Genomic DNA, 20,934 nt, shown 5'->3' with positions numbered 1-20,934 from the left:
TCGCAAAACCGCACCACAGTTTTGCGCGAGATGCTTTAGCAAAGACGCCGGAAGGATCGGCGCGGCGGGAGATACCTATGAGCGGCAGCGACAACCCCTATAGCGGTTCCTTCGGAAATCAGATGACGGCGACGACAAGCTTCGGCGGGGCACCGGAACCCGCGGCTGCGGCCGGCAGCTACATCACGGATACGACGACCGCGAATTTCGGCAAGGATGTGATCGAGGAATCGCGCAAGCAGCCGGTGCTGGTCGATTTCTGGGCACCCTGGTGCGGTCCGTGCAAACAGCTGACGCCGGTCTTGGAGAAAGTGGTCAACGAAGCCAAGGGCCGCGTCCGGCTGGTCAAGATGAACATCGACGATCATCCCTCGATCGCCGGCCAGCTCGGCATCCAGTCGATCCCTGCCGTCATCGCCTTCGTCAACGGCCGCCCCGCCGACGGTTTCATGGGCGCGGTGCCGGAAAGCCAGATCCTGCAGTTCATCGACCGGATCGCCGGTCCGGCCGGCGCCGACGAGGCGGCCGAAATCGAAGCCGTACTTGCGGAAGCGGCGGAACTGTTTGCTGCCGGAAATATCAACGAGGCCGCTCAGCTCTATGGCGCCGTCATGCAGGCCGACCCCGAGAATGCCAAGGCGCTTGCCGGCATGGCCGAATGCATGATCGCCGCAAACCAGCATCAGCGGGCGCGCGAAATCCTGACGGAATTGCCGGAAGAGCTGGCGAAAGACGCCGGCATCCAGGCCGTGCTGATGAAGCTCGAGCAGATCGAAGAGGCCCGCAAGCTCGGCGATCCCGTTGCGCTCGAGCGTGAACTGGCTGCCAATCCCGACGACCACGAGTCGCGTCTGAAGCTCGCCAAGATTCGCAATGTCGAAGGCCGGCGCGACGAAGCGGCCGACCATCTGCTTCTGATCATGCGCAAGGACCGTGCCTTCGACGATGATGGCGCCCGCCGCCAATTGCTTCAATTCTTTGAAGTCTGGGGCTTCAAGGATCCGGCGACGGTTGCAGCGCGCCGCAAGCTTTCAGCCATGCTGTTCTCGTAAAGCGATCCAGCTTTCCTGGAAGCGCAGCACCGCTCTAGCCTTTTGTTTTCACGCAATTCCGGGAAAACCGCTTCGCACTTTTCCCGGAATTGCTCCCGGCTCCGCGCGTCCAACAGGACGCGCTAACCGCGCGCTATCGCATTCAATCCACGTATAATCCTACTCGAACATCGATCCTGATTTTCAGGGTATGCGTTAAGTTTCGAGCATCTGCCCTTGCGTTTTCGGACGAGGGCACCACATTCTCGTCAGAACGGGCATGCCCGTTACAAGAATGCGGGACGGTTTCATGCAAGTCGGGAATGCCAGATACCTGAAGCCGGGCGATCTGCCTGATGCGATCGCTGTCTTCCCCCTGACCGGCGCCCTCCTCCTGCCGGCCGGGCAGCTTCCCCTCAACATTTTCGAGCCGCGCTATCTGGCGATGCTGGATGCAGCACTGACCGGAAACCGGCTGATCGGCATGGTGCAGCCGGCGCTTGGCGAACATGAGGACAAGGGCGGCGAGCCCAACCTTGCCGCTGTCGGCTGCCTCGGCCGCATCACCTCCTTCGCGGAGACCGGCGACGGGCGCTATATCGTATCGCTGACCGGCGTCTGCCGCTTCCGGCTGCTGGAGGAGAAAACGACCAGCGATCCCTTCCGCATCTTCCGTATCGCCCCGTTCATCGCCGACCTCTCGGCTGCGAACGAGGAGGAGGCGGTCGACCGGGCAGCACTTCTGACCGCCTTCAAGGCCTATCTCGATGCCAACAAGCTCGAGGCCGACTGGGAGAGCGTCGAGCGGGCGAGCAATCTGACGCTCGTCAATTCGCTGGCGATGATGTCGCCCTTCGGGCCGGCAGAAAAACAAGCGCTGCTGGAGGCGCCGGACCTGAAGACGCGGGCCGAGACGCTGATCGCCATTACTGAAATCGTGCTGGCGCGCGTCTTCGGTGACTCCGACACGGTTCTGCAGTAGACTTCAGCCATGGATGAAAAACTCAGCCGCGTCGATCCAAAGCTGCTCGATCTCCTGGTCTGCCCGCTCTCCAAGGGCCGGCTTTCCTATGATCGCGAGCAGAATGAGCTTGTCTCGGAAAAGGCACGACTTGCCTATCCGATCCGCGACGGCATTCCGATCATGCTGGTGTCCGAGGCCCGCCGCCTCGACGACTAAAGCAATTCCAGGGAATTGCGTAAAAACAAAGATTAAATCGTCTCTCCGGCAAGCAGGCGCGGATTGTCCTTTGCCGTCGTTCCGGCCGCCTGGCCGATGAAGAAGGATTTGAGGCGCGGCAGCCGGTCGACGATGCCGAGGCCGACGTCGCGGGCGATGCGGACCGGCGTCGCATCGTTGGAGAAGAGCCGGTTCAGCACGTCGGTCGTCACCCCCATGCGGAAAGTGTCGAAGCGCCGCCAGGTCTGGTAGCGCTCGAGGATATTGATCGAGCCGATATCGAGGCCGAGGCGATCGGCGTCCACGATGGTTTCGGCAAGTGCCGCCACATCCTTGAAGCCGAGATTGAGACCCTGACCGGAAATCGGGTGAATGCCGTGGGCGGCGTCGCCGGCCAGCGCGAAACGCGGCGCGACGAAGGAGCGCGCCAGCGTCAGGCCAAGCGGGAAGGCGCGCTTGTCGCCGATGACTTTCAGGCTCCCAAGCTTGTGGCCGAAGCGGCGTTCGAGCTCTTCCTCGAAGATCAAGTCGTCGGCGGCAACCAGACGGTTGGCATCCGGCGTCCGCTCCGTCCAGACGAGCGAGGAGCGGTTGTTCTTGAGCGGCAGGATGGCGAAGGGGCCGGCCGGCAGGAAATGTTCCTCGGCGCATCCGTCATGCGGCCGCTCGTGTTCGACTGTTGCAACGATGCCGGACTGGCCGTAGTCCCAGGTGACGGTCCTGATACCGGCGAGATCGCGCAGTTTCGAGCGCACGCCGTCGCAGGCAACCAGCAGCCGCGTTTCCAGCGCGCTGCCGTCCGAAAGCGTGACGGTGACATGGGTGTCGTGGGTCTTCAGCTCCGTGGCGCCGAGCCCGTGGCGGATGTCGATGCCGAGCCGTTCGCAGGCGCCGCGCAGTGCTGCGACCATGGCAACATTCGGGATCATGTGGGCGAAGGGCCGGCCTTCAGTCACTTCGCCGTCGAAGGTCAGAAAAACCGGACGCACCGGATCGGAGGTCTTGGAGTCGGTGACGATCATTTTGGTGATCGGCTGGGCTTCCGGTTCGATCTCGTTCCAGATGCCGAAGACCTCGAGCATCTTCGCCGCCGCCGCGATGATGGCGGAAGCGCGCGTATCGTTTTTCCAGACATGTTCGGGGGCGGCCTCGACGACGGCGACATTCAGATGGGGTGCCGCCTGTTTGACCGCGACAGCGGCGGAAAGGCCGACATAACCCCCGCCCACAACCAGCATGTCCAGCATCGCGCCGCTCCCGTACCTTATGCCTCAGATGTGATCTATATAGATCATCGCAACTTCACTTCCTACCGCTGGGAGACATAGAAATGACAGGCGAGGCGACCGGGCCTTCGGCGATGGAGACGCTGCTTTCGACGCTCGACCTCGAGCCGATCGAGGTCGATATCTTCCGCGGCCGCAGTCCCAAGGTCGGCTGGCAGCGGGTCTTCGGCGGCCAGGTGATCGGCCAGGCGCTGATGGCGGCGCAGCGCACCATCGAGGGCGAACGTTTCGTCCATTCGCTGCATGCTTATTTCATGCGTCCCGGCGATCCCTCGGTGCCGATCATCTATCAGGCGGAGCGCATTCGCGACGGATCGAGCTTCAATACGCGGCGTGTCGTCGCCATCCAGCACGGCAAGGCAATCTTCGCGCTGTCGGCCTCCTTTCAGGTGGAGGAGCCGGGCTTCGAACACCAGACTGCGATGCCCGAGGTCGAGATGCCGGAGGCGCTGCTCGGCGAGCAGCAGATCAAGGAGCAGTATCTCGCGCATGCGCCGGAGGCGATCCGAAAATACTGGCAACGTGAGCGGCCGATCGAGATCCGTCCCGTCTCGCTGACCCATTATTTTTCCGACAGAAAGCTCGATCCCAAACAGGACGTCTGGGTGCGCGCCACCGGCCCGGTTCCCGACGACCGGCTCTATCAGGCGGCGGTGCTTGCCTATCTTTCGGACATGACGCTGCTCGATACGTCGCTCTATGCGCACGGAACGTCCATCTTCGACCAGAGCCTGCAGGTGGCGAGCCTCGATCACTCCATGTGGTTCCTCCGACCCTGCAAGCTCGACGACTGGTTGCTTTATACGCAGGACAGTCCGTCGGCTTCAGGTGCCAGAGGATTAACCCGGGGTAGCCTGTTTACGCGATCCGGCCGCCTAATCGGATCGGTCGCGCAGGAAGGCCTGATTCGGAAAAAGGCAAATGAATAAAAATTGTGCAACTTTGTAAATTTGCGCGTTATTTGTGCGCTTATTGGCCGATCATTTGCCTGTTTATTGGCACTCTTTATTATAACCTTTACTTTTCAATAACTTACGATCTGCCTCGAATCTGGCACGCCCCTTGAATGTCTATCGCCGGTCGCTGTTCAGGAACGTCAGCGGCAAGGAGAGTCGGCTCCGCGCCGAGGATAACGAAGGATGGGAAACCAGATGAAAATTGTGATGGCCATTATCAAGCCGTTCAAGCTCGATGAGGTCCGCGAAGCCCTTACGGCGATCGGTATTCAGGGGCTGACCGTAACCGAGGTGAAGGGCTACGGGCGCCAGAAGGGGCACACCGAAATCTATCGCGGCACCGAATATGCAGTCAGCTTCCTGCCGAAGCTCAAGATCGAAATCGCGGTTGCATCGGAACTCGTCGACAGGGCGGTCGAGGCCATCGCGGCATCGGCCAAGACCGGCCAGATCGGTGACGGCAAGATCTTCGTCTATTCGATCGACCATGCCGTGCGCATCCGTACGGGCGAAACCGACTCAGAAGCGCTGTAAGAACGGCAGATCAAGGAGCTTTATCCAATGTCAATTTCGAAGTTTTCTTCCACCTTTGCGCGGCTTTGCGCAGCTTCGGCCGCCCTTCTGGCGCCGGCCGTCGCTTTCGCGCAGGAGGCTGCGCCAGCTGCCGCCACCGCTGCTGCTGCTCCTGCTTTCACCATGGACAAGGGTGACAATACCTGGATGCTCGTCTCGTCGGCGCTCGTCCTTCTGATGACCATCCCCGGCCTTGCGCTTTTCTACGGCGGTCTCGTCCGCGCCAAGAACATGCTCTCGGTGCTGATGCAGGTCTTCATGATCACGGCCGTCGTGGCGCTGATCTGGGTGACCTATGGCTATTCGCTCGCCTTCACCGACGGCGGCTCGCTGAACAGCTTCGTCGGCGGCTTCTCCAAGGCGTTCCTGGCCGGCGTTAACACGTCGTCGCTCGCCGAGACCTTCTCGAAGGGCGTCGCCATTCCGGAATACACCTTCATCGTGTTCCAGATGACCTTCGCCTGCATCACGCCCGGCCTGATCGTCGGCGCATTCGCCGAACGCGTCAAGTTCTCGGCCGTCATGCTCTTCGTCGTGCTCTGGGTTACCTTCATCTACTTCCCGATGGCACACATGGTCTGGTTCTGGGGCGGTCCGAGCTCCTACACTTCGCCGGCCGGCCTGATCTTCTCCTATGGCGCAATCGACTTCGCCGGCGGCACGGTCGTTCATATCAATGCCGGTATTGCGGGCCTCGTCGGCGCCATCATGCTCGGCAAGCGCACGGGCTATAAGAAGGAAATCATGGCTCCGCACTCGATGACGCTGACCATGGTCGGCGCCTCGCTGCTCTGGGTCGGCTGGTTCGGCTTCAACGCCGGCTCCAACCTCGAAGCCAATGCCTACGCCTCGCTTGCCTTTATCAACACCTTCGTCGCAACGGCTGCCGCCGCTGTGTCCTGGTGCATCGTCGAAACCCTCACCCGCGGCAAGGCTTCCATGCTGGGTGGTGCTTCCGGCGCCGTCGCCGGTCTCGTTGCCATCACCCCGGCGGCAGGCTTTGCCGGCCCGATGGGCGCGATCGTTCTCGGCCTCATCGTCTCGCCGGTCTGCTACTTCTTCGTTGACGTCGTGAAGAACAAGTTCAACTACGACGACAGCCTCGATGTCTTCGGCGTCCATTGCGTCGGCGGCATCATCGGCGCTCTCGGCACCGGTATCCTCGTCAATCCGGCGCTCGGCGGTGCAGGCATCGTCGATTATTCCACGGCCGACTTCGCAGCCTCTTATGCCGGCACGGCAACCCAGGTCTGGGCCCAGGCCAAGGGCGTGCTGACAACGCTGCTGTGGTCGGGCATCGGCTCGGCGATCCTCTACAAGATCGTCGACGTTGTCATCGGCCTGCGTGTAACCGTTGAAGCCGAACGCGAAGGTCTCGACCTTTCGACCCACGGCGAAGCCGCCTACCACTCTTCTTGATCACAGGGTTTGCGGCGCCCGGCAGAAGGGCGCCGCTGCACGGCCCGTCGCGGCCTATCTAACCATAGACCGCATTTGGCCCGGACCTTCCAAGGTTCGGGCCTTTTTTCTTTTCCCGGTTCGGAATGCACGTCCTAGCATGCATGGTTAACATCGCTTTAACCCGGCTCTGATTAGGTAGAGCGGACGCATTTTGGCACGGCGAAGCTTTAGCGATTCGCGTGTCCTCAGGCATTGGACGGGTTAGACACATGGCAAGAAGCACGTCGCCGGCAATGGATGGCCGTCCGGATCGGTTCTCCTTCTCGGCATTCATGCTGCGGCAGATCCAGGCGCTCATCGGCTTTGCGATCTTTCTGCTGCTGGCGTTCTGCGTCGCGGCGCTGGCGACTTGGAATGTTGCGGATCCGAGCTATTCCTATGCGACCGCCAATCTGCCGACCAATATTCTCGGTTACAGCGGTGCCGCCTTTGCCGATATCGTCATGCAATTCCTCGGCCTTGCCAGCGTTGTTTCGATGCTGCCGATCGTCGCCTGGGCGCTGACGCTGATCTCGGGCCGCCGCTTCCGCCGTATTCCTGCCCGCATCGGCGCCTGGTTTGCCGGTTCAGTGCTCTCTTCTGCCGTCATCGGCTGTTTTCCGCCGCCGCTCACCTGGCCGATTCCGAACGGCATCGGCGGCGTCGTCGGCGACATGATCCTGCGTTTTCCGGCACTCTTCGTCGGCGCTTATCCGACAGGCACCTTCGCCATGATCGTCGGCTGCATCTTTGCCGCGCCGACCGCCTGGATGATGCTCTTTGCCTCCGGCCTCGTCGGTCGCAGCGACGCCGACGAGGAGGTCGAGGAAGATTACGTCGATACGCGTAGCAAGGCTCGCGTCGTCGGAGACGAGGACGAGGAGGATGACGAGTCCCGCTGGGTCGCTTTCAGCGGGGCCGTGACGCATGCGTGGTACATGAGCCAGGGCCGGCTGCGCCGGCTCTTCGGCATGGGACCGCGCAAGCGCCGTCAGGGCGATTACGAATCACCTTATGATTTCAACGATGACGAGTTCGGCACGCTGAACGAACCCGTTCGCGCCAAGGCGCCGACCGTCCGCGGCGAGCGCATGGAGCCCTCGATGGAACCATCGATGGGGTCAAGGACGGCTTCGCCGCGGCGCATCGTTTCCGCGCCGTCGCTGTCGATCGATGACGAAGACGACAATGACGACGACCTGCCCTTTGATAGCGACATGCCGCCGCGCCCGGCCGATATCCTGCCCGACGACGATGACGACGACTGGATGATCCGCGCGCCGGCAAAGGCGGCCGGCAAGCCGGAACCGCGCGTCGTCCCGGTGGTCGCACGTCCGAAGCCCAGCGCCCGCATCGAACGGGAAGCGCAGGGCTCGTTCATCCGTCCCGAGGGTTTCCAGCTTCCGTCGATGCATCTGCTCGCCGAACCGAAGAATGTCGTGCGCGACTCCACGCTTTCGGCCGATGCGCTGGAACAGAATGCGCGCATGCTCGAAGGCGTGCTCGAAGATTTCGGCGTCAAGGGCGAGATCATCCACGTCCGTCCGGGGCCCGTCGTCACGCTCTACGAACTCGAGCCGGCGCCCGGCATCAAGTCGTCGCGCGTCATCGGCCTTGCCGACGATATCGCCCGCTCGATGAGCGCCATTGCCGCCCGTGTTGCCGTCGTGCCCGGCCGCAACGCGATCGGCATCGAATTGCCGAACCAGACGCGCGAGACCGTCTATCTGCGTGAACTCATCGCCTCCAGGGATTTCGAAGGCAGCAAGGCGAAGCTCGCCATGGCGCTCGGCAAGACGATCGGCGGCGAAGCCGTCATCGCCGATCTCGCCAAGATGCCACACCTGCTCGTCGCCGGCACCACCGGCTCCGGCAAGTCGGTCGCCATCAATACGATGATCCTGTCGCTGCTCTATCGCATGACGCCGGAACAGTGCCGGCTGATCATGATCGACCCGAAGATGCTCGAACTCTCCGTCTATGACGGCATCCCGCATTTGCTTTCGCCTGTCGTCACCGATCCGAAAAAGGCCGTTGTCGCGCTCAAATGGACGGTGCGCGAGATGGAAGAGCGCTACAAGAAGATGTCGAAGATCGGCGTGCGCAACATCGATGGCTTCAACACCCGCGTCGAGCAGGCGCTGTCGAAGGGCGAGGCGATCTCGCGCACGGTGCAGACCGGCTTCGACCGCCATACCGGCGAGGCGATGTACGAGACCGAAGAATTCGATCTGCGGCCGATGCCCTATATCGTTGTGATCATCGACGAGATGGCCGACCTGATGATGGTCGCCGGCAAGGATATCGAAGGCGCCGTCCAGCGTCTGGCGCAGATGGCGCGCGCGGCCGGCATTCACGTGATCATGGCGACACAGCGTCCGTCCGTCGACGTCATCACCGGCACGATCAAGGCAAACTTCCCGACCCGCATCTCCTTCCAGGTGACGTCGAAGATCGACAGCCGCACCATCCTTGGCGAACAGGGCGCCGAACAGCTGCTCGGCATGGGCGACATGCTCTACATGGCGGGCGGCGGGCGTATCCAGCGCGTGCACGGCCCGTTCGTTTCGGATGTCGAGGTGGAAGAGATCGTCTCCTATCTGAAGACCCAGGGCTCGCCGCAATATCTCGACGCGATCACCGCCGATGACGACGAGGACGGCGATTATGGCGGCGGTGGCGGTGGTCCGGCCGGCACGTCCAATCTCTCCGAATCGGAAGATCCCTACGACCAGGCGGTCGCCATCGTGCTGCGCGACGGCAAGGCGTCGACCTCCTACGTCCAGCGCCGGCTCGGCATCGGCTACAACCGCGCCGCCTCGCTCGTCGAGCGCATGGAGAAGGAGGGCATCATCGGGCCGGCCAACCACGCCGGCAAGCGCGAGATTCTCGTTCCCACCGAAGGCGACATCCTCGACCGCTGACAGAGCAGGCATATATTTCCGATGCAGCCGCTTTTGCGGAAACCTGATAGCATCGAAGCCGTTACCTCTCGCAGGCCGATCGCAACGCCTTGAAGACGCCGCCTTTCGGCAGCATGCAGATGGCATAAAGGAGATTTAGATGAGTCACTCCGATACCTTCCTCTCCGGCCTGACGGTTACGCGCCGCGACCTTCTCGGCGCCTTCGCCGTTGCTGCGATGGCGAGCGCCATTCCCCTCGGCGCTTACGCGCAGGCGGCAGCCCCCGCCTCCGGCACGGCGCAGGCGATCGCCGATCATTTCTCCGGCGTCACGACGATGCAGGGTGAATTCGTGCAGTTCGGCCCGCGCGGCGAACAGACCGGCGGCAAGTTCTTCATCCAGCGTCCCGGCAAGCTGCGTTTCAACTATGACGATCCGTCGCCGATGCGGGTGATCGCCGACGGCAAGAACGTCGCGATCGGCAATACGAAGCTCAAGACCTGGGATCTCTATCCGCTCTCCAAGACCCCGCTCAGTCTGCTCCTGGCGCAGCATATCGACCTTTCGGCCGGCATGGTGAAGGGCGTGAAGGAAGAGTCTGATCTGACGACGATCGCGCTCGGCAACAATACGGTGTTCGGAAACTCGACCATCACCATGATGTTCGACCCGAAGACCTACGACCTGCGTCAGTGGACGATCACCGACAATCAGGGCAAGGACACCTCGGTGATGATCTTCAACGTCAAGACCGGCGTGCAGTTCGACGATCGCGTCTTCCGCGTGCCCTATGAAACCATTCCGGGCACGCCTCAGTCGCGCGATTGAAACCTTTTCGGTTGATCGCCGGCCGCTTTTGCACGCGGTCGGTTCCCTCGCGTCCACCTTTGTTTTAAAGCCCTTTCATGAAAGCGTGAGAGGGTATGGGGCATGGGCTTTTCGATCACCACCTGGAACATCAACTCGGTGCGGCTGCGCATGCCGATTGTCGAGCAGCTCGTTCTCAAGCAAAGGCCCGATATCCTCTGTCTGCAGGAAACCAAGGTGACGAACGAGCTGTTTCCGGCGGCACCGCTGCGGGCGATGGGCTACAATCACATCATCATCCATGGCCAGAAGGGCTATCACGGCGTGGCGATCGCCTCGCGCATTCCGCTGACCGAGGATCACCGGCAGGATTATTGCGGCGTCGGCGATGCCCGCCACATCTCGGCGATCTTCGAGCACGGCAATCGTCGCGTCCGGCTGCATAATTTCTACGTCCCGGCCGGCGGCGACGAACCGGATCGCACGATCAATCCGAAATTCGGCCACAAGCTCGATTTCATCGAGGAGATGAAGCTGCTGAAAGCCAACGGCGAGGCCAACACCTCAGCCATCCTCGTCGGCGACCTCAACATCGCGCCGCTGGAGCATGATGTCTGGTCGCACAAGCAGCTTCTGAAGATCGTCAGCCATACGCCTGTCGAAACCGAAGGGCTGCTCGAGGTCATGAAGCGCGGCGACTGGCTCGATCTGATGCGTCAGCATGTGCCTGAAAACGAGAAGCTCTACACCTGGTGGAGCTACCGCGCCAAGGACTGGGAGGCCGCCGATCGCGGCCGCCGTCTCGACCATATCTGGTCGTCATCGGATCTCGGGCCGCATCTGAAGCGGATCGAGATCCTGAAGGAGGCGCGCGGCTGGGATCGTCCTTCCGATCACGTGCCGGTGACGGCGCATTTCGATTTGTAGCGCATCCTCTCGGAGGCGCGGCCTCTATCAAGATCAGCTGAAGCGGTAGAACTGGCTTGCGGCCTTTGCCGCAAGCTCGGCGAGATTGTCGCGGATCCGGTTCTCGATCAGTCGGGCTGCGTCCGGATATTCTTCGATCAGCCGGTGGAAGAGGGCGCGGGTGATGCGGATGATGCTGGTGTCCTCGCGCGCTACCGCGGTGAACTTGCGCTCCACCAGCGTCACCAGCGCCAGCTCGGAAACCAGGGTTCCGGGACCGGCGATCCCCTCTGTCCTCTGCATGCCGTCGCTGCTCGTCGCGCTCAGCTCCAGGCTGCCGCTGAGGATGACATAGGCGCTCTCGGCGGGTGAGCCCTGGCGAAACAGCATCTGGCCGGCAGCGATCATGCGCCGGTCGGCGCCGAAGGCAATCAACCGCAGTTGATCCTCGTTCATGTCCTTGAACAGAGGAAGCTGCGCGAGCATGTGGATGTCGTCGGTCAGCGCCATGCGGGCTTTTCGCCTTAGAGCAATTCCAGCAAAAGTGCCTAGCAGTTTTGCCAGGCAAAGCGTGAAACGCTTTTGCCGGGAATTGCGTGAAAACAAAGAGATAAAGCATTTCCGTGATTCGGAGAAAAACGGAAATGCTCTAGGGTATGATCTTATAGCCGCCGTTTTCCGTAACGAGGATTTCGGCATTGGAGGGATCGCGCTCGATCTTCTGGCGCAGGCGGTAGACGTGGGTTTCCAGCGTATGCGTCGTCACGCCGGAATTATAGCCCCAGACCTCTTCGAGCAGCACGTCGCGGGTGACGACCTTCTGTTCGGCGCGGTAGAGATAGCGGATGATCGCCGCTTCCTTTTCCGTCAGCCGGATCTTCTGGCCATTATCGGTGGTCAGAAGCTTCTGGCTCGGCTTGAAGAGATAGGGGCCGACGGTGAAGGTCGCGTCCTCGCTCTGCTCATGCTGGCGCAGCTGCACGCGGATGCGCGCGAGCAGCACGGCGAAGCGGAAAGGTTTGGTGACATAGTCGTTGGCGCCGGCTTCGAGACCGAGGATCGTGTCCGAATCGGTATCGTGGCCGGTCAGCATGATGATCGGCGCCTTGAAGCCGCCCTTGCGCAGCAGCTTCACCGCCTCGCGGCCGTCCATATCGGGCAGGCCGACATCCATGATCAGCAGGTCGACCGGCGTCGAGCGGGCGGTCGCGACACCTTTGCCGGCGTTGGCTTCCTGCAGAACCGTGAATTCCTCATACAGCGACAATTGCTCCGTCAGCGTCTGTCGAAGGTCATCGTCGTCATCCACCAGAAGAATGGTGCGTGCGGTCATGCCGTTTGCGTCCTCATGTTAAGTCCCCTAGTCCTACGCCAAATTCCTGGTTTGGCAAGGATCGGGCAACAGGCTGTTGCCGGGCCAGTTTCGATATGATTTCAATCGAAGCCCCAGACAAGGCACGACATGCGAGAAAAATGGAAAAAGCAAGGCAGAGGCCGAGTATGACGGCGTCGACGATCGTGGTGCGTGCTGCGCCGGGGCGCAAGAGCCGGGCGATCGTCCGGCTCGGCGCCATCACCGTGCCCGCCGCGATCGGCCGCTCCGGTCGCACGGTGATGAAACGCGAGGGTGACGGCGCTACGCCAATCGCCTCGATGAGGCTGATATCCGGCTTCCGGCGCGGCGAGCGGAACGGCCAGCTCGTCACCCCGCTTCCCATTCGCCGCATCCGGCCCGGCATGCTCTGGTGCGATCAGTCTGACAACGCCAGCTACAACCGCCTCGTCAGGGCGCCGTTCCGCGCAAGTCATGAGGAGATGCGTCGCAGCGACGGGCTCTACGATATCTGCCTGGTAATGGACTGGAACATTTCCTCGCGTGCGCGCAATCGCGGCTCGGCGATCTTCTTCCATCTCATCCGGCCAGGCTACGAGCCGACGGCAGGCTGCGTGGCGGTAAGCCTGCGCGACATGCGCCGCCTGCTGCCCCACCTTCGAAAGGGAACGATTGTCCGCGTCGTCTGATTGTCTTCCGGATGTGGTCGCCTATATGCTTCCGGTGACCGAACGCTCCGGCTGAAATGCGTTCAGGGACGTCCGCAAGCGCGGGCGCAATTCATGCCTCGTCCAATTCTTCAAACTCCCGGAGATATATTGTGACCGCTCAACCTATCATCACTTTCCATGACGGACATTCCATTCCGCAAGTCGGCCTCGGCGTCTGGCAGACGCCGCAGGATATTGCCGCTCCCACCGTGCGCACTGCGATCGCCGCCGGCTATCGTCACATCGATACGGCTTCCGGTTACGACAACGAAGAGGGCGTCGGCGAAGGCATTCGATCTTCCGGCCTCGACCGCAAAGACATCTTCGTCACCACCAAGCTCAGAAATACCGATCAGGGCTACGACAATACGCTGCGCGCCTTCGACGGCAGCCTGAAGAAGCTCGGTTCCGAATATGTCGATCTTTATCTCATTCATTGGCCGTCGCCGCATCGTGGCCTTTATACCGAGACCTGGAAGGCTTTCGTGCGCATCCGGGAAGACGGTCGCGCCCGCTCGATCGGCGTGTCGAATTTCTATCCTGAACATCTCGAGCGTATCATCGGCGAAACCGGCGTCGTTCCCGTCATCAACCAGATCGAGCTGCATCCCGATTTCCAGCAGAAGGCGGCGCAGGAGGCTCATCAGAAGCTTGGTATCGCCACCGAATCCTGGAGCCCGCTCGGCCAGGGCAAGTTCATCTCGAACGCTGATATAGGCGAGATCGCCAAAAAGCATCAGAAGACGCCGGCTCAGGTGATCATTCGCTGGCACATCGACACCGGCCTCGTCGTCATCCCGAAATCGGTGACGCCGTCGCGCATCGAGGAGAACCTCCAGGTGTTCGACTTCAAGCTCGATGCCGACGACATGGCCGCGATCGCCAAGCTCGACAGCGCCGGCGCCCGTATGGGACCGGATCCGATGACGGCAGCCTTCTGAGCATTGCCGAGGGCATCAGCGGTCGCCCCGGAGGAGAGGTCACCCGGGCGGCCGCACTTGACGGAGGCATGCAGCCTTCAGTCAATAATTGCAATTGGACGATCCGTTGGTCGGCGCGAAGCCGTAACTGCAGCTATTGCCCAGGCTCTGCGGTTTTCCAATTGAGCCGGTATAATCGTCGAAGGCGCGTGAGGGATACCAATAACCATTCGCGCTCTTGATATAGCCGGGCCGGCCGCTGCTATAGCCGCGATATCCGTTAAGTGACGGTATCTTCTTCTGCGCGACCTGCAGCAGTTGGTCCGAGGCGACCGTGACTGTCGGTATGGCTGGATGCATCGGCGCGGCGCCGACGGCGTCGATCGATGCCAGCGGTGCAAACATGATCAGGCTGGCTCGCAGTAAACTCGCTACTAATTTCTGCCTCATGGCGCTTCCCCGATGGCGCGGTGTTCGCCGAAGCCTGAACGGTATCTGTCGCGTGTCGCGCCTAATTATCGATGAGGCCACAGGAATTTATCGATGTCGATTGCCCGAAAGGATGAAATTGGGAAGGCGGGCCATGCACAAACGGGCTCGCCTGCCGGGCGCTTTAGCACAGCAATTCAGAGGGCTGCAGAGCTCTTGCGCGCGGGAGAAGGCGCGGAGCTGTGCGGATCGCAACATGTGGGTGTCGAAGCGACAGACGCCATAAATGCAAAGCCGCCCGATGCGTATCGGGCGGCTTTCAATCTCATCCGTTGGCCGGATCAGATCAGTTCCACTCGCGGATATCGACGAAGTGCCCGGCGATCGCGGCTGCGGCTGCCATTGCCGGCGAGACGAGGTGCGTGCGGCCCTTGAAGCCCTGACGGCCTTCGAAGTTGCGGTTCGAGGTCGAAGCGCAGCGTTCGCCCGGCTTCAGGCGGTCGTCGTTCATGGCAAGACACATGGAGCATCCCGGCTCACGCCAGTCGAAACCGGCGGCCTTGAAGATCTTGTCGAGGCCCTCGGCTTCCGCCTGTTCCTTGACGAGGCCGGAGCCCGGCACGATCATCGCGTCGACGGTTGGGGCAACCGTCTTGCCTTCGACGACCTTGGCGACTTCCCGCAGATCCTCGATGCGGCCGTTGGTGCAGGAGCCGATGAAGACGCGGTCGAGCGTGATGTCGGTCATCTTCGTGCCCGGCTTCAGGCCCATATAATCGAGCGCGCGCCACTTGGAGGTGCGCTTGGTTTCGTCCTGGATGTCGTCGGGGTTCGGAACGATGCCCTGCACGGAGATGACATCCTCGGGCGAAGAGCCCCAGGAAACGATCGGCGGCAGGCTGGCGGCATCGAGCACGACGACGCGGTCATAATGAGCGCCCTCGTCGGTCTGCAGCGTCTTCCAGTAGGCGATTGCCTGTTCCAGCGCCTCGCCCTTCGGCGCGCGCGGCTTGCCCTTGATATATTCGAAGGTCTTTTCGTCCGGGGCGATCAGGCCGGCGCGGGCGCCGCCTTCGATCGTCATGTTGCAGATGGTCATGCGGCCTTCCATCGACAGCGCGCGGATCGCTTCGCCGGCAAATTCGATGACGTGGCCGGTGCCGCCGGCCGTGCCGATCTCGCCGATGATGGCAAGGATGATGTCCTTGGCGGTGACGTGCGGCGGAAGCACGCCGTCGACCCGCACGAGCATGTTCTTTGCCTTCTTCTGGATCAGCGTCTGGGTCGCCAGAACATGCTCGACCTCTGAGGTGCCGATGCCGTGCGCCAGCGCACCGAAGGCGCCATGCGTCGAGGTATGGCTGTCGCCGCAGACGATGGTCATGCCGGGCAGGGTGAAGCCCTGTTCCGGACCGACGATGTGAACGATACCCTGGCGCTTGTCGCTTGCCGAATAATATTCGACGCCGAATTCGGCGGCGTTGGTCGCCAGCGCTTCCACCTGGATGCGGCTTTCCTCGTTCTTGATGCCGAGATGGCGGTCGGGCGAGGTCGGGACGTTATGGTCGACGACGGCGAGCGTCTTTTCCGGCGCGCGAACCTTGCGGCCGGTCATGCGCAGGCCTTCGAAAGCCTGTGGCGAGGTGACTTCGTGGACCAGATGGCGGTCGATGTAGAGAAGACAGGTGCCGTCTGCCTGTTCATCGACCAGATGATCGTCCCAGATCTTGTCGTAGAGGGTACGCGGTGCGCTCATGGCGTTAAGTCCGTTTTTCTAAAGCTTTTGGAAAATCGAGAAATGGCAGATCAGGCTCCGCCGGCCGTCATTCGATCAACGAAGTCGGCTGTTGAGCGCACCGGACACGCACGCAAAAAACCGCGCCGGCAGGCGATAATGGTCCTGCAGCACGAAAATATGCGCACCAATGCATCTGAACTTGGATTCCATGGCCCTGCATATAGCGATTTTTCGCGGCGGCTTCAATTTGAATCATCAGGCGGCCCTCTGAGACCCCTCGGTGGTGCGGCCATAGGCGCAATCACCGCGACTTCATCCATTTCTCCGTCCGCCGCAGCGCCAGCGACAGGCCGATCGTCAGGATCAGATAGATATAGGTGACGATCGAATAGGTTTCGAAGAAGCGGAAGGAGCCGGCGGCATAGACCTTGCCCATCTGGGTGATGTCGGCGACACCGAGCACGGAGACGAGCGAGCTGTCCTTCACCATCGAGACGAAATCGTTGGAGAGTGGTGGGAAGATCACCCGGATCGCCTGCGGGAAGACGACCGAGCGGAAGCGCCGGTAGCGCGAGAGGCCGAGGGCCTTGGCCGCCTCGATCTGGCCGAGATCGACCGACTGGAAACCGGCCCGGAAGATTTCGGCGATGAAGGAGGAATAGCCGACCGTCAGGGCGATGATCGCTCGCCACATCAGCGAGAGGTCGCGCACCAGAATGGGCTCGGTCACACCTGATGTCACCAGCGGCGAAATCAGGAAATTATAGGCTGCGACCAGGGCCGGCGCGCCGACGAAGGCGACGTAGAACAGCAGCACGAGAATCGGGATGCCGCGGATGATCTCGATGTAGAATCGCGCAATCTGACGCAATACCTGGCTGTCGGCCATGCCGAGCAGGCAGATGCCGAGGCCGAGCACGGTTGCGAACACGAAGGCGACCAGCGTGACGAAGACGGTGATGCCGACACCGTTGACGACGGTGCGGAAGACCTGGGCATAGATATCGTTGGTGACGATGACGGCGGCAAGGACGAGGCCGATCGCGACAAGCGCGACCAGCCACCAGGGATAGTCATCCTTGACGTATCTGTCGGGAGATGGTCGCAAGGCCATCAGCTGCAGCTCGGCGTCATTCGCCCATCTTGTAGTCGAGGAACCACTTCTTGTTCAGCGCATCCAGCGTACCGTCGGCCTTGAGTGCGGTGATGGCGGCATTGACCGGGGCGACAAGATCGGACCCTTTCGGGAAGATGAAGCCGAAATCCTCGGTGCCGAGCGGTTCGCCTATCAGCTTCAGGGCGCCGTTCGAGGCATCGACATAGCCCTTGCCGGCTGTGCCGTCGGTCAGCACAACGTCGACGTCGCCAGCCTTCAGGGCCTGGACGGTGGCGCCGAAGGTTTCGAAGAGTTTGATGCGTGGGTTCTGCTCGTTGCCATCAAGCACTTCGTAGACCGCGGTGTAGAAGGGCGTGGTGCCGGGCTGCGCGCCCACCAGACCGTCCTTGAATTCGCCGAAGGACTTGGCGTCAGTGAAGCGCTTCTCGTCGCCGCGCACCAGCATGAACTGCTGCGAGCGCATGTAGGGGTCGGAGAAATCCACCTTCTGTTTGCGGTCTTCCTTGATGGTGATGCCGGTCATGCCGATGTTGTACTGGCCATCGGAAACCGCCTGGATCATCGCGTCCCAGCTGGTGTTCTGGTATTCGACCTTGAAGTTCAGCCGCTTGGCGATCTCGTTCATCGCATCATATTCCCAGCCAATCGCCTTGCCGGATTTCGGATCGACGAACTGCAGTGGCGGATAGGCATTCTCGGTGACGACGACGACGCTCTTGCCGCCGAGATCAGGCAGCTCGGCGGCCGATGCGGCCAGGGGCAGAAGAGCAAGGGCGGCGAAGCTCGCAAGAACGGTACGGCGAAAGAACATTGAACGGTTCCCCTAAATTGAACGGCAAAAACTGTCACGGAAGATGGGCCCGAGGCAAGGCCGCCGGCTGCGTGCCGAAACAAAAAATAGAAAAGGCGACCCGAAGGCCGCCTTTCCAAGCAAAGAATTTTGCGTAGCGCAGATCTTATTCTGCTGCCGGTTCCGCAGCGGCGGCGGCTGCAGCTTCAGCGGCGGCCTTGGCTTCCGCTGCTTCGGCTGCTGCCTTCTCGGCGGCGAGCGCCTGAGCTGCTGCGACCTTTTCAGCTTCGATGCGTGCCTTTTCCTCGGCAATGGCGGCGCGCTCGGCGTCGTTGAGCTTGCGGGCGCGGACGCCGGTGTCTTCAACGATACGGGCAGACTTGCCGCGACGGTCTCTGAGGTAATAGAGCTTGGCGCGACGGACCTTACCGCGGCGAACGACGTCGACGCTTTCGATCATCGGCGAGTAGACCGGGAATACGCGCTCGACGCCTTCGCCGTAGGAGATCTTGCGGACCGTGAAGTTTTCCTGCAGGCCGCCGCCGGAGCGGGCGATGCAGACGCCTTCATAGGCCTGAACGCGGGTACGGCTGCCTTCCGTGACCTTCACGTTGACACGGACGGTGTCGCCCGGGGAAAATTCGGGAAGCGTGCGCTTGGCTTCGATCTTGGCGGCCTGTTCGGCCTCAAGCTGCTGAATGATGTTCATCGTCTTAACCTTTGGTTCTTCTGAAACAGCCAGAGCGCTCAACACTGATCCTTCGGAACTGGCCTCAGGACTTTGCCCATCAAGGGCGGGAGCGGATTCGCCATTCTTTGTTTGCTGGCAGACGGGGATAAACCCCATTTCCGCGTGCGCCAATACACGAAAGGCCAGGGCTTGTCATCCCTTGGGCGGCATTTTTGTGAAAAGGGCTGCGAAATCAGCCGTTTTTCTCACTTTACAGCGCCGCGCGTCTTTTTCTGACACGCAAAGGACGCTGTACCGTTTTGAATCTACACGTCGTGCCTTCGGAAATTCGATCCGATTTTTGAGCCGATAGGCTAGCCCTTTTCGAGCAGATCCGGCCGCCGCTCCCGGGTCAGCCGCACCGCTTCCTGATGCCGCCATTTCTCGATGGCGCCGTGGTTGCCCGAGGTGAGGATTGCGGGGATTTCCCGGCCTTCCCATTCCTGCGGCCGGGTATAATGCGGATGTTCCAGCAGTCCGCCTTCGAAGCTTTCGTGCAGGCCGGAAAGATCGTTGCCCATGACGCCAGGCAGGATGCGGACGATCGCATCGAGCACGATCAGCGCCGCCGGCTCGCCGCCTGACAGTACGTAGTCGCCGATCGAGACCTCTTCCAGTCCGCGTGCCTCGATCACCCGCTGGTCGACGCCCTCGAAGCGGCCGCAGACGATGATGACGCCGTCGCCCACCGCGAGCTCGCGCACACGCTCCTGCGTCAGCGGCCGGCCGCGCGGGCTCATCAGCAGCCGTGGGCGGGGATCGTTTTCTGAGGCGCTATCGATCGCGCGGGCGAGAACGTCTGGTTTCAGCACCATGCCGGCGCCGCCGCCTGCCGGGGTGTCGTCGACGGTGCGGTGTTTGTCGGTGGCAAAATCGCGGATCTGCACCGCCTCCAGCGACCATTGCCCCCGCTCCATCGCCTTGCCGGCGAGCGAGAAGCCCAGATGCCCCGGAAACATTTCCGGATAAAGTGTCAGCACGCTCGCCCGGAAAGCCATGGCGTCACTTCTTCTTTTTCGGCTTGTCCGGGGTGAATTTCGAAAGCTCTTCCGGATCGTCGACCAGACCCGCCGCCAGCGGATCGATCAGCAGCGTGCCGGCCTCAAGGTCGATCTCCAGCACCGAGGCTTCGGAGAAGGGGATCAGCACCGGGCGTTTGCCCGGACCTTTGAGTTCCAGCAGGTCGCCGGCGCCGAAATCGAAAACGCCGGTGACCGTGCCATAACTGACACCCTTGTCGTCCCGCGCCTCGAGCCCTTCGAGATCGGCATAGTAGAACTCATCGTCCTCCAGCTCCTCGTCCGGCAGGTTGTCCCGCTCGATATAGAGTTCAAGTCCGTTCAGAGCCTCGGCGGCATTGCGGTCGTTGACGCCGCGGAAACGAACGACGACGACATTCTTCATCTCGCGGATCTCGAGGACTTCGAAGCTGCGGCCGTCCATGCTGTGGAGATGGCCGTAGTCGCCAAGCGCGCTGGGATCGGCCGTATAGGCCTTGGCGCGCACCTCGCCCCGGAGGCCTTGCGCGCCACCGATCGTCGCCATCAGAACGGGGTTTTCAAGCTTTGTCATGGGTTCCTTCATGTGAAGCCGAAAGACAGGTTTCTCATAAACGAAGTGCGGGCGATTGGAAACGAAAACGGGCGGCATGTCGCCATGCCGCCCGCTCGAAGGGAATGTCCCGATTATTCCGCGGCGTCGGCAGCAGCAGCGGCGGCGTCAGCGACCTTCTGAGCCTTTTCGGCGGCGCGCTCCTGGGCGCGCTTGCCAGGCTTTGCCTTGACCGGGTTGTTCTTGACTTCGCGCTTGGCAACGCCGGCCTCATCGAGGAAGCGCAGAACGCGGTCGGTCGGCTGAGCGCCGTTTTCGATCCAGTGCTTGATGCGCTCGGCGTTCAGCTGAACGCGCTTCTCATCGTCCTTGGCAAGCATCGGGTTCCAGGAACCGAGGTTTTCGAGGAAGCGGCCGTCACGCGGGCTGCGCGCATCGGCGAGAACGACGTGGTAGTACGGGCGCTTCTTGGAGCCACCGCGGGCGAGACGAATTTTCAGTGCCATGTTCTTTACTCCTTGGGCTTTTCTTGA

At 61.6% G+C, this 20,934-nt stretch carries 22 protein-coding genes; 11 read left to right on the top strand and 11 right to left on the bottom strand.

Annotation, left to right across the window (positions count from 1 at the left end; translation table 11 throughout):
- Nucleotides 1–77 precede the first annotated feature (77 nt).
- The 3 genes from trxA to ACD590_RS21415 all read left to right on the top strand — a co-directional run bounded on the left by trxA (nucleotide 78) and on the right by ACD590_RS21415 (nucleotide 2,211).
- Nucleotides 78–1,052, top strand: coding sequence for a thioredoxin (gene trxA, locus ACD590_RS21425; RefSeq protein ID WP_028733567.1), 975 nt, complete (start codon nucleotides 78–80; stop codon nucleotides 1,050–1,052).
- Between the two features lie 274 nt (nucleotides 1,053–1,326).
- Nucleotides 1,327–2,013, top strand: coding sequence for an LON peptidase substrate-binding domain-containing protein (locus ACD590_RS21420; protein WP_018243998.1), 687 nt, complete (start codon nucleotides 1,327–1,329; stop codon nucleotides 2,011–2,013).
- 9 nt (nucleotides 2,014–2,022) lie between these two features.
- A complete protein-coding gene (locus tag ACD590_RS21415; protein ID WP_017966162.1) occupies nucleotides 2,023–2,211 on the top strand; it encodes a Trm112 family protein in 189 nt (62 codons plus the stop codon).
- Nucleotides 2,212–2,243: 32 nt separating this feature from the next.
- Here the strand turns inward: ACD590_RS21415 and ACD590_RS21410 are convergent, their stop codons facing one another.
- Nucleotides 2,244–3,458 (bottom strand): ubiquinone biosynthesis hydroxylase, encoded by a 1,215-nt coding sequence (locus tag ACD590_RS21410; RefSeq protein WP_018448274.1) that lies wholly within the window; start codon nucleotides 3,456–3,458, stop codon nucleotides 2,244–2,246.
- Between the two features lie 83 nt (nucleotides 3,459–3,541).
- Here ACD590_RS21410 and tesB point away from each other — a divergent pair, with 83 nt between their 5' ends.
- From tesB to ACD590_RS21380, 6 genes are all read left to right on the top strand, one after another.
- Nucleotides 3,542–4,426 carry an acyl-CoA thioesterase II gene (tesB, locus tag ACD590_RS21405; protein ID WP_439003313.1) on the top strand — a complete coding sequence of 295 codons (885 nt, stop codon included), beginning with the start codon at nucleotides 3,542–3,544 and terminating at the stop codon, nucleotides 4,424–4,426.
- A gap of 210 nt (nucleotides 4,427–4,636) precedes the next feature.
- The gene (locus ACD590_RS21400; RefSeq protein WP_003543684.1) at nucleotides 4,637–4,987 is read left to right on the top strand and encodes a P-II family nitrogen regulator; all 351 of its coding nucleotides are present in this window, start codon (nucleotides 4,637–4,639) and stop codon (nucleotides 4,985–4,987) included.
- 27 nt (nucleotides 4,988–5,014) lie between these two features.
- Nucleotides 5,015–6,445 (top strand): ammonium transporter, encoded by a 1,431-nt coding sequence (locus tag ACD590_RS21395; RefSeq protein WP_112905492.1) that lies wholly within the window; start codon nucleotides 5,015–5,017, stop codon nucleotides 6,443–6,445.
- Nucleotides 6,446–6,696: 251 nt separating this feature from the next.
- Nucleotides 6,697–9,390, top strand: a complete 2,694-nt coding sequence (locus ACD590_RS21390; RefSeq protein ID WP_439003312.1) for a DNA translocase FtsK 4TM domain-containing protein — start codon at nucleotides 6,697–6,699, stop codon at nucleotides 9,388–9,390.
- Nucleotides 9,391–9,529: 139 nt separating this feature from the next.
- The gene (locus ACD590_RS21385) at nucleotides 9,530–10,198 is read left to right on the top strand and encodes an outer membrane lipoprotein carrier protein LolA (protein ID WP_018243993.1); all 669 of its coding nucleotides are present in this window, start codon (nucleotides 9,530–9,532) and stop codon (nucleotides 10,196–10,198) included.
- A gap of 102 nt (nucleotides 10,199–10,300) precedes the next feature.
- Nucleotides 10,301–11,104, top strand: a complete 804-nt coding sequence (locus tag ACD590_RS21380; RefSeq protein ID WP_439003311.1) for an exodeoxyribonuclease III — start codon at nucleotides 10,301–10,303, stop codon at nucleotides 11,102–11,104.
- A gap of 33 nt (nucleotides 11,105–11,137) precedes the next feature.
- Here the strand turns inward: ACD590_RS21380 and ACD590_RS21375 are convergent, their stop codons facing one another.
- Both ACD590_RS21375 and ACD590_RS21370 read right to left on the bottom strand, forming a co-directional pair.
- Nucleotides 11,138–11,593 carry a cyclic nucleotide-binding domain-containing protein gene (locus tag ACD590_RS21375; protein ID WP_003543679.1) on the bottom strand — a complete coding sequence of 152 codons (456 nt, stop codon included), beginning with the start codon at nucleotides 11,591–11,593 and terminating at the stop codon, nucleotides 11,138–11,140.
- Nucleotides 11,594–11,732: 139 nt separating this feature from the next.
- On the bottom strand, nucleotides 11,733–12,416 hold the full coding sequence (locus ACD590_RS21370) for a response regulator transcription factor (RefSeq protein WP_018243991.1): 684 nt from the start codon (nucleotides 12,414–12,416) through the stop codon (nucleotides 11,733–11,735).
- A gap of 167 nt (nucleotides 12,417–12,583) precedes the next feature.
- Between ACD590_RS21370 and ACD590_RS21365 the strand changes: the two genes are divergently transcribed.
- Nucleotides 12,584–13,105, top strand: a complete 522-nt coding sequence (locus tag ACD590_RS21365; protein ID WP_439003310.1) for a L,D-transpeptidase family protein — start codon at nucleotides 12,584–12,586, stop codon at nucleotides 13,103–13,105.
- A gap of 131 nt (nucleotides 13,106–13,236) precedes the next feature.
- Entirely contained in the window at nucleotides 13,237–14,067 is an 831-nt protein-coding gene (locus tag ACD590_RS21360) for an aldo/keto reductase (RefSeq protein ID WP_439003309.1), read from the top strand.
- Nucleotides 14,068–14,148: 81 nt separating this feature from the next.
- Here the strand turns inward: ACD590_RS21360 and ACD590_RS21355 are convergent, their stop codons facing one another.
- The 8 genes from ACD590_RS21355 to rpsP form a co-directional block, all read right to left on the bottom strand.
- A complete protein-coding gene (locus ACD590_RS21355) occupies nucleotides 14,149–14,496 on the bottom strand; it encodes a cell surface protein (RefSeq protein WP_439003308.1) in 348 nt (115 codons plus the stop codon).
- A 325-nt stretch (nucleotides 14,497–14,821) separates the two neighbouring features.
- Complete coding sequence (leuC, locus tag ACD590_RS21350) at nucleotides 14,822–16,231, bottom strand: 3-isopropylmalate dehydratase large subunit (protein ID WP_018243987.1); 1,410 nt, start codon at nucleotides 16,229–16,231, stop codon at nucleotides 14,822–14,824.
- A 283-nt stretch (nucleotides 16,232–16,514) separates the two neighbouring features.
- A complete protein-coding gene (locus ACD590_RS21345) occupies nucleotides 16,515–17,327 on the bottom strand; it encodes an amino acid ABC transporter permease (RefSeq protein ID WP_439003307.1) in 813 nt (270 codons plus the stop codon).
- 16 nt (nucleotides 17,328–17,343) lie between these two features.
- Complete coding sequence (locus ACD590_RS21340) at nucleotides 17,344–18,141, bottom strand: basic amino acid ABC transporter substrate-binding protein (RefSeq protein ID WP_439003306.1); 798 nt, start codon at nucleotides 18,139–18,141, stop codon at nucleotides 17,344–17,346.
- 145 nt (nucleotides 18,142–18,286) lie between these two features.
- Nucleotides 18,287–18,829: a 50S ribosomal protein L19 gene (gene rplS, locus ACD590_RS21335; RefSeq protein ID WP_439003305.1), complete on the bottom strand. Its 543-nt coding sequence runs from the start codon at nucleotides 18,827–18,829 to the stop codon at nucleotides 18,287–18,289.
- A gap of 335 nt (nucleotides 18,830–19,164) precedes the next feature.
- On the bottom strand, nucleotides 19,165–19,848 hold the full coding sequence (trmD, locus tag ACD590_RS21330) for a tRNA (guanosine(37)-N1)-methyltransferase TrmD (RefSeq protein ID WP_439003304.1): 684 nt from the start codon (nucleotides 19,846–19,848) through the stop codon (nucleotides 19,165–19,167).
- Nucleotides 19,849–19,852: 4 nt separating this feature from the next.
- Nucleotides 19,853–20,422, bottom strand: a complete 570-nt coding sequence (gene rimM, locus ACD590_RS21325) for a ribosome maturation factor RimM (RefSeq protein WP_026188551.1) — start codon at nucleotides 20,420–20,422, stop codon at nucleotides 19,853–19,855.
- A gap of 113 nt (nucleotides 20,423–20,535) precedes the next feature.
- Nucleotides 20,536–20,907, bottom strand: a complete 372-nt coding sequence (gene rpsP, locus ACD590_RS21320) for a 30S ribosomal protein S16 (protein ID WP_018243981.1) — start codon at nucleotides 20,905–20,907, stop codon at nucleotides 20,536–20,538.
- Nucleotides 20,908–20,934 lie beyond the last annotated feature (27 nt).

Origin of the sequence: Rhizobium sp. 862_C5_N1_2, from assembly GCF_051811205.1 — a bacterium.
GTDB lineage: Bacteria > Pseudomonadota > Alphaproteobacteria > Rhizobiales > Rhizobiaceae > Rhizobium > Rhizobium leguminosarum.
Note: the sequence above shows the minus strand (reverse complement) of the source record. Positions and strands in the feature narration are given on the sequence as shown.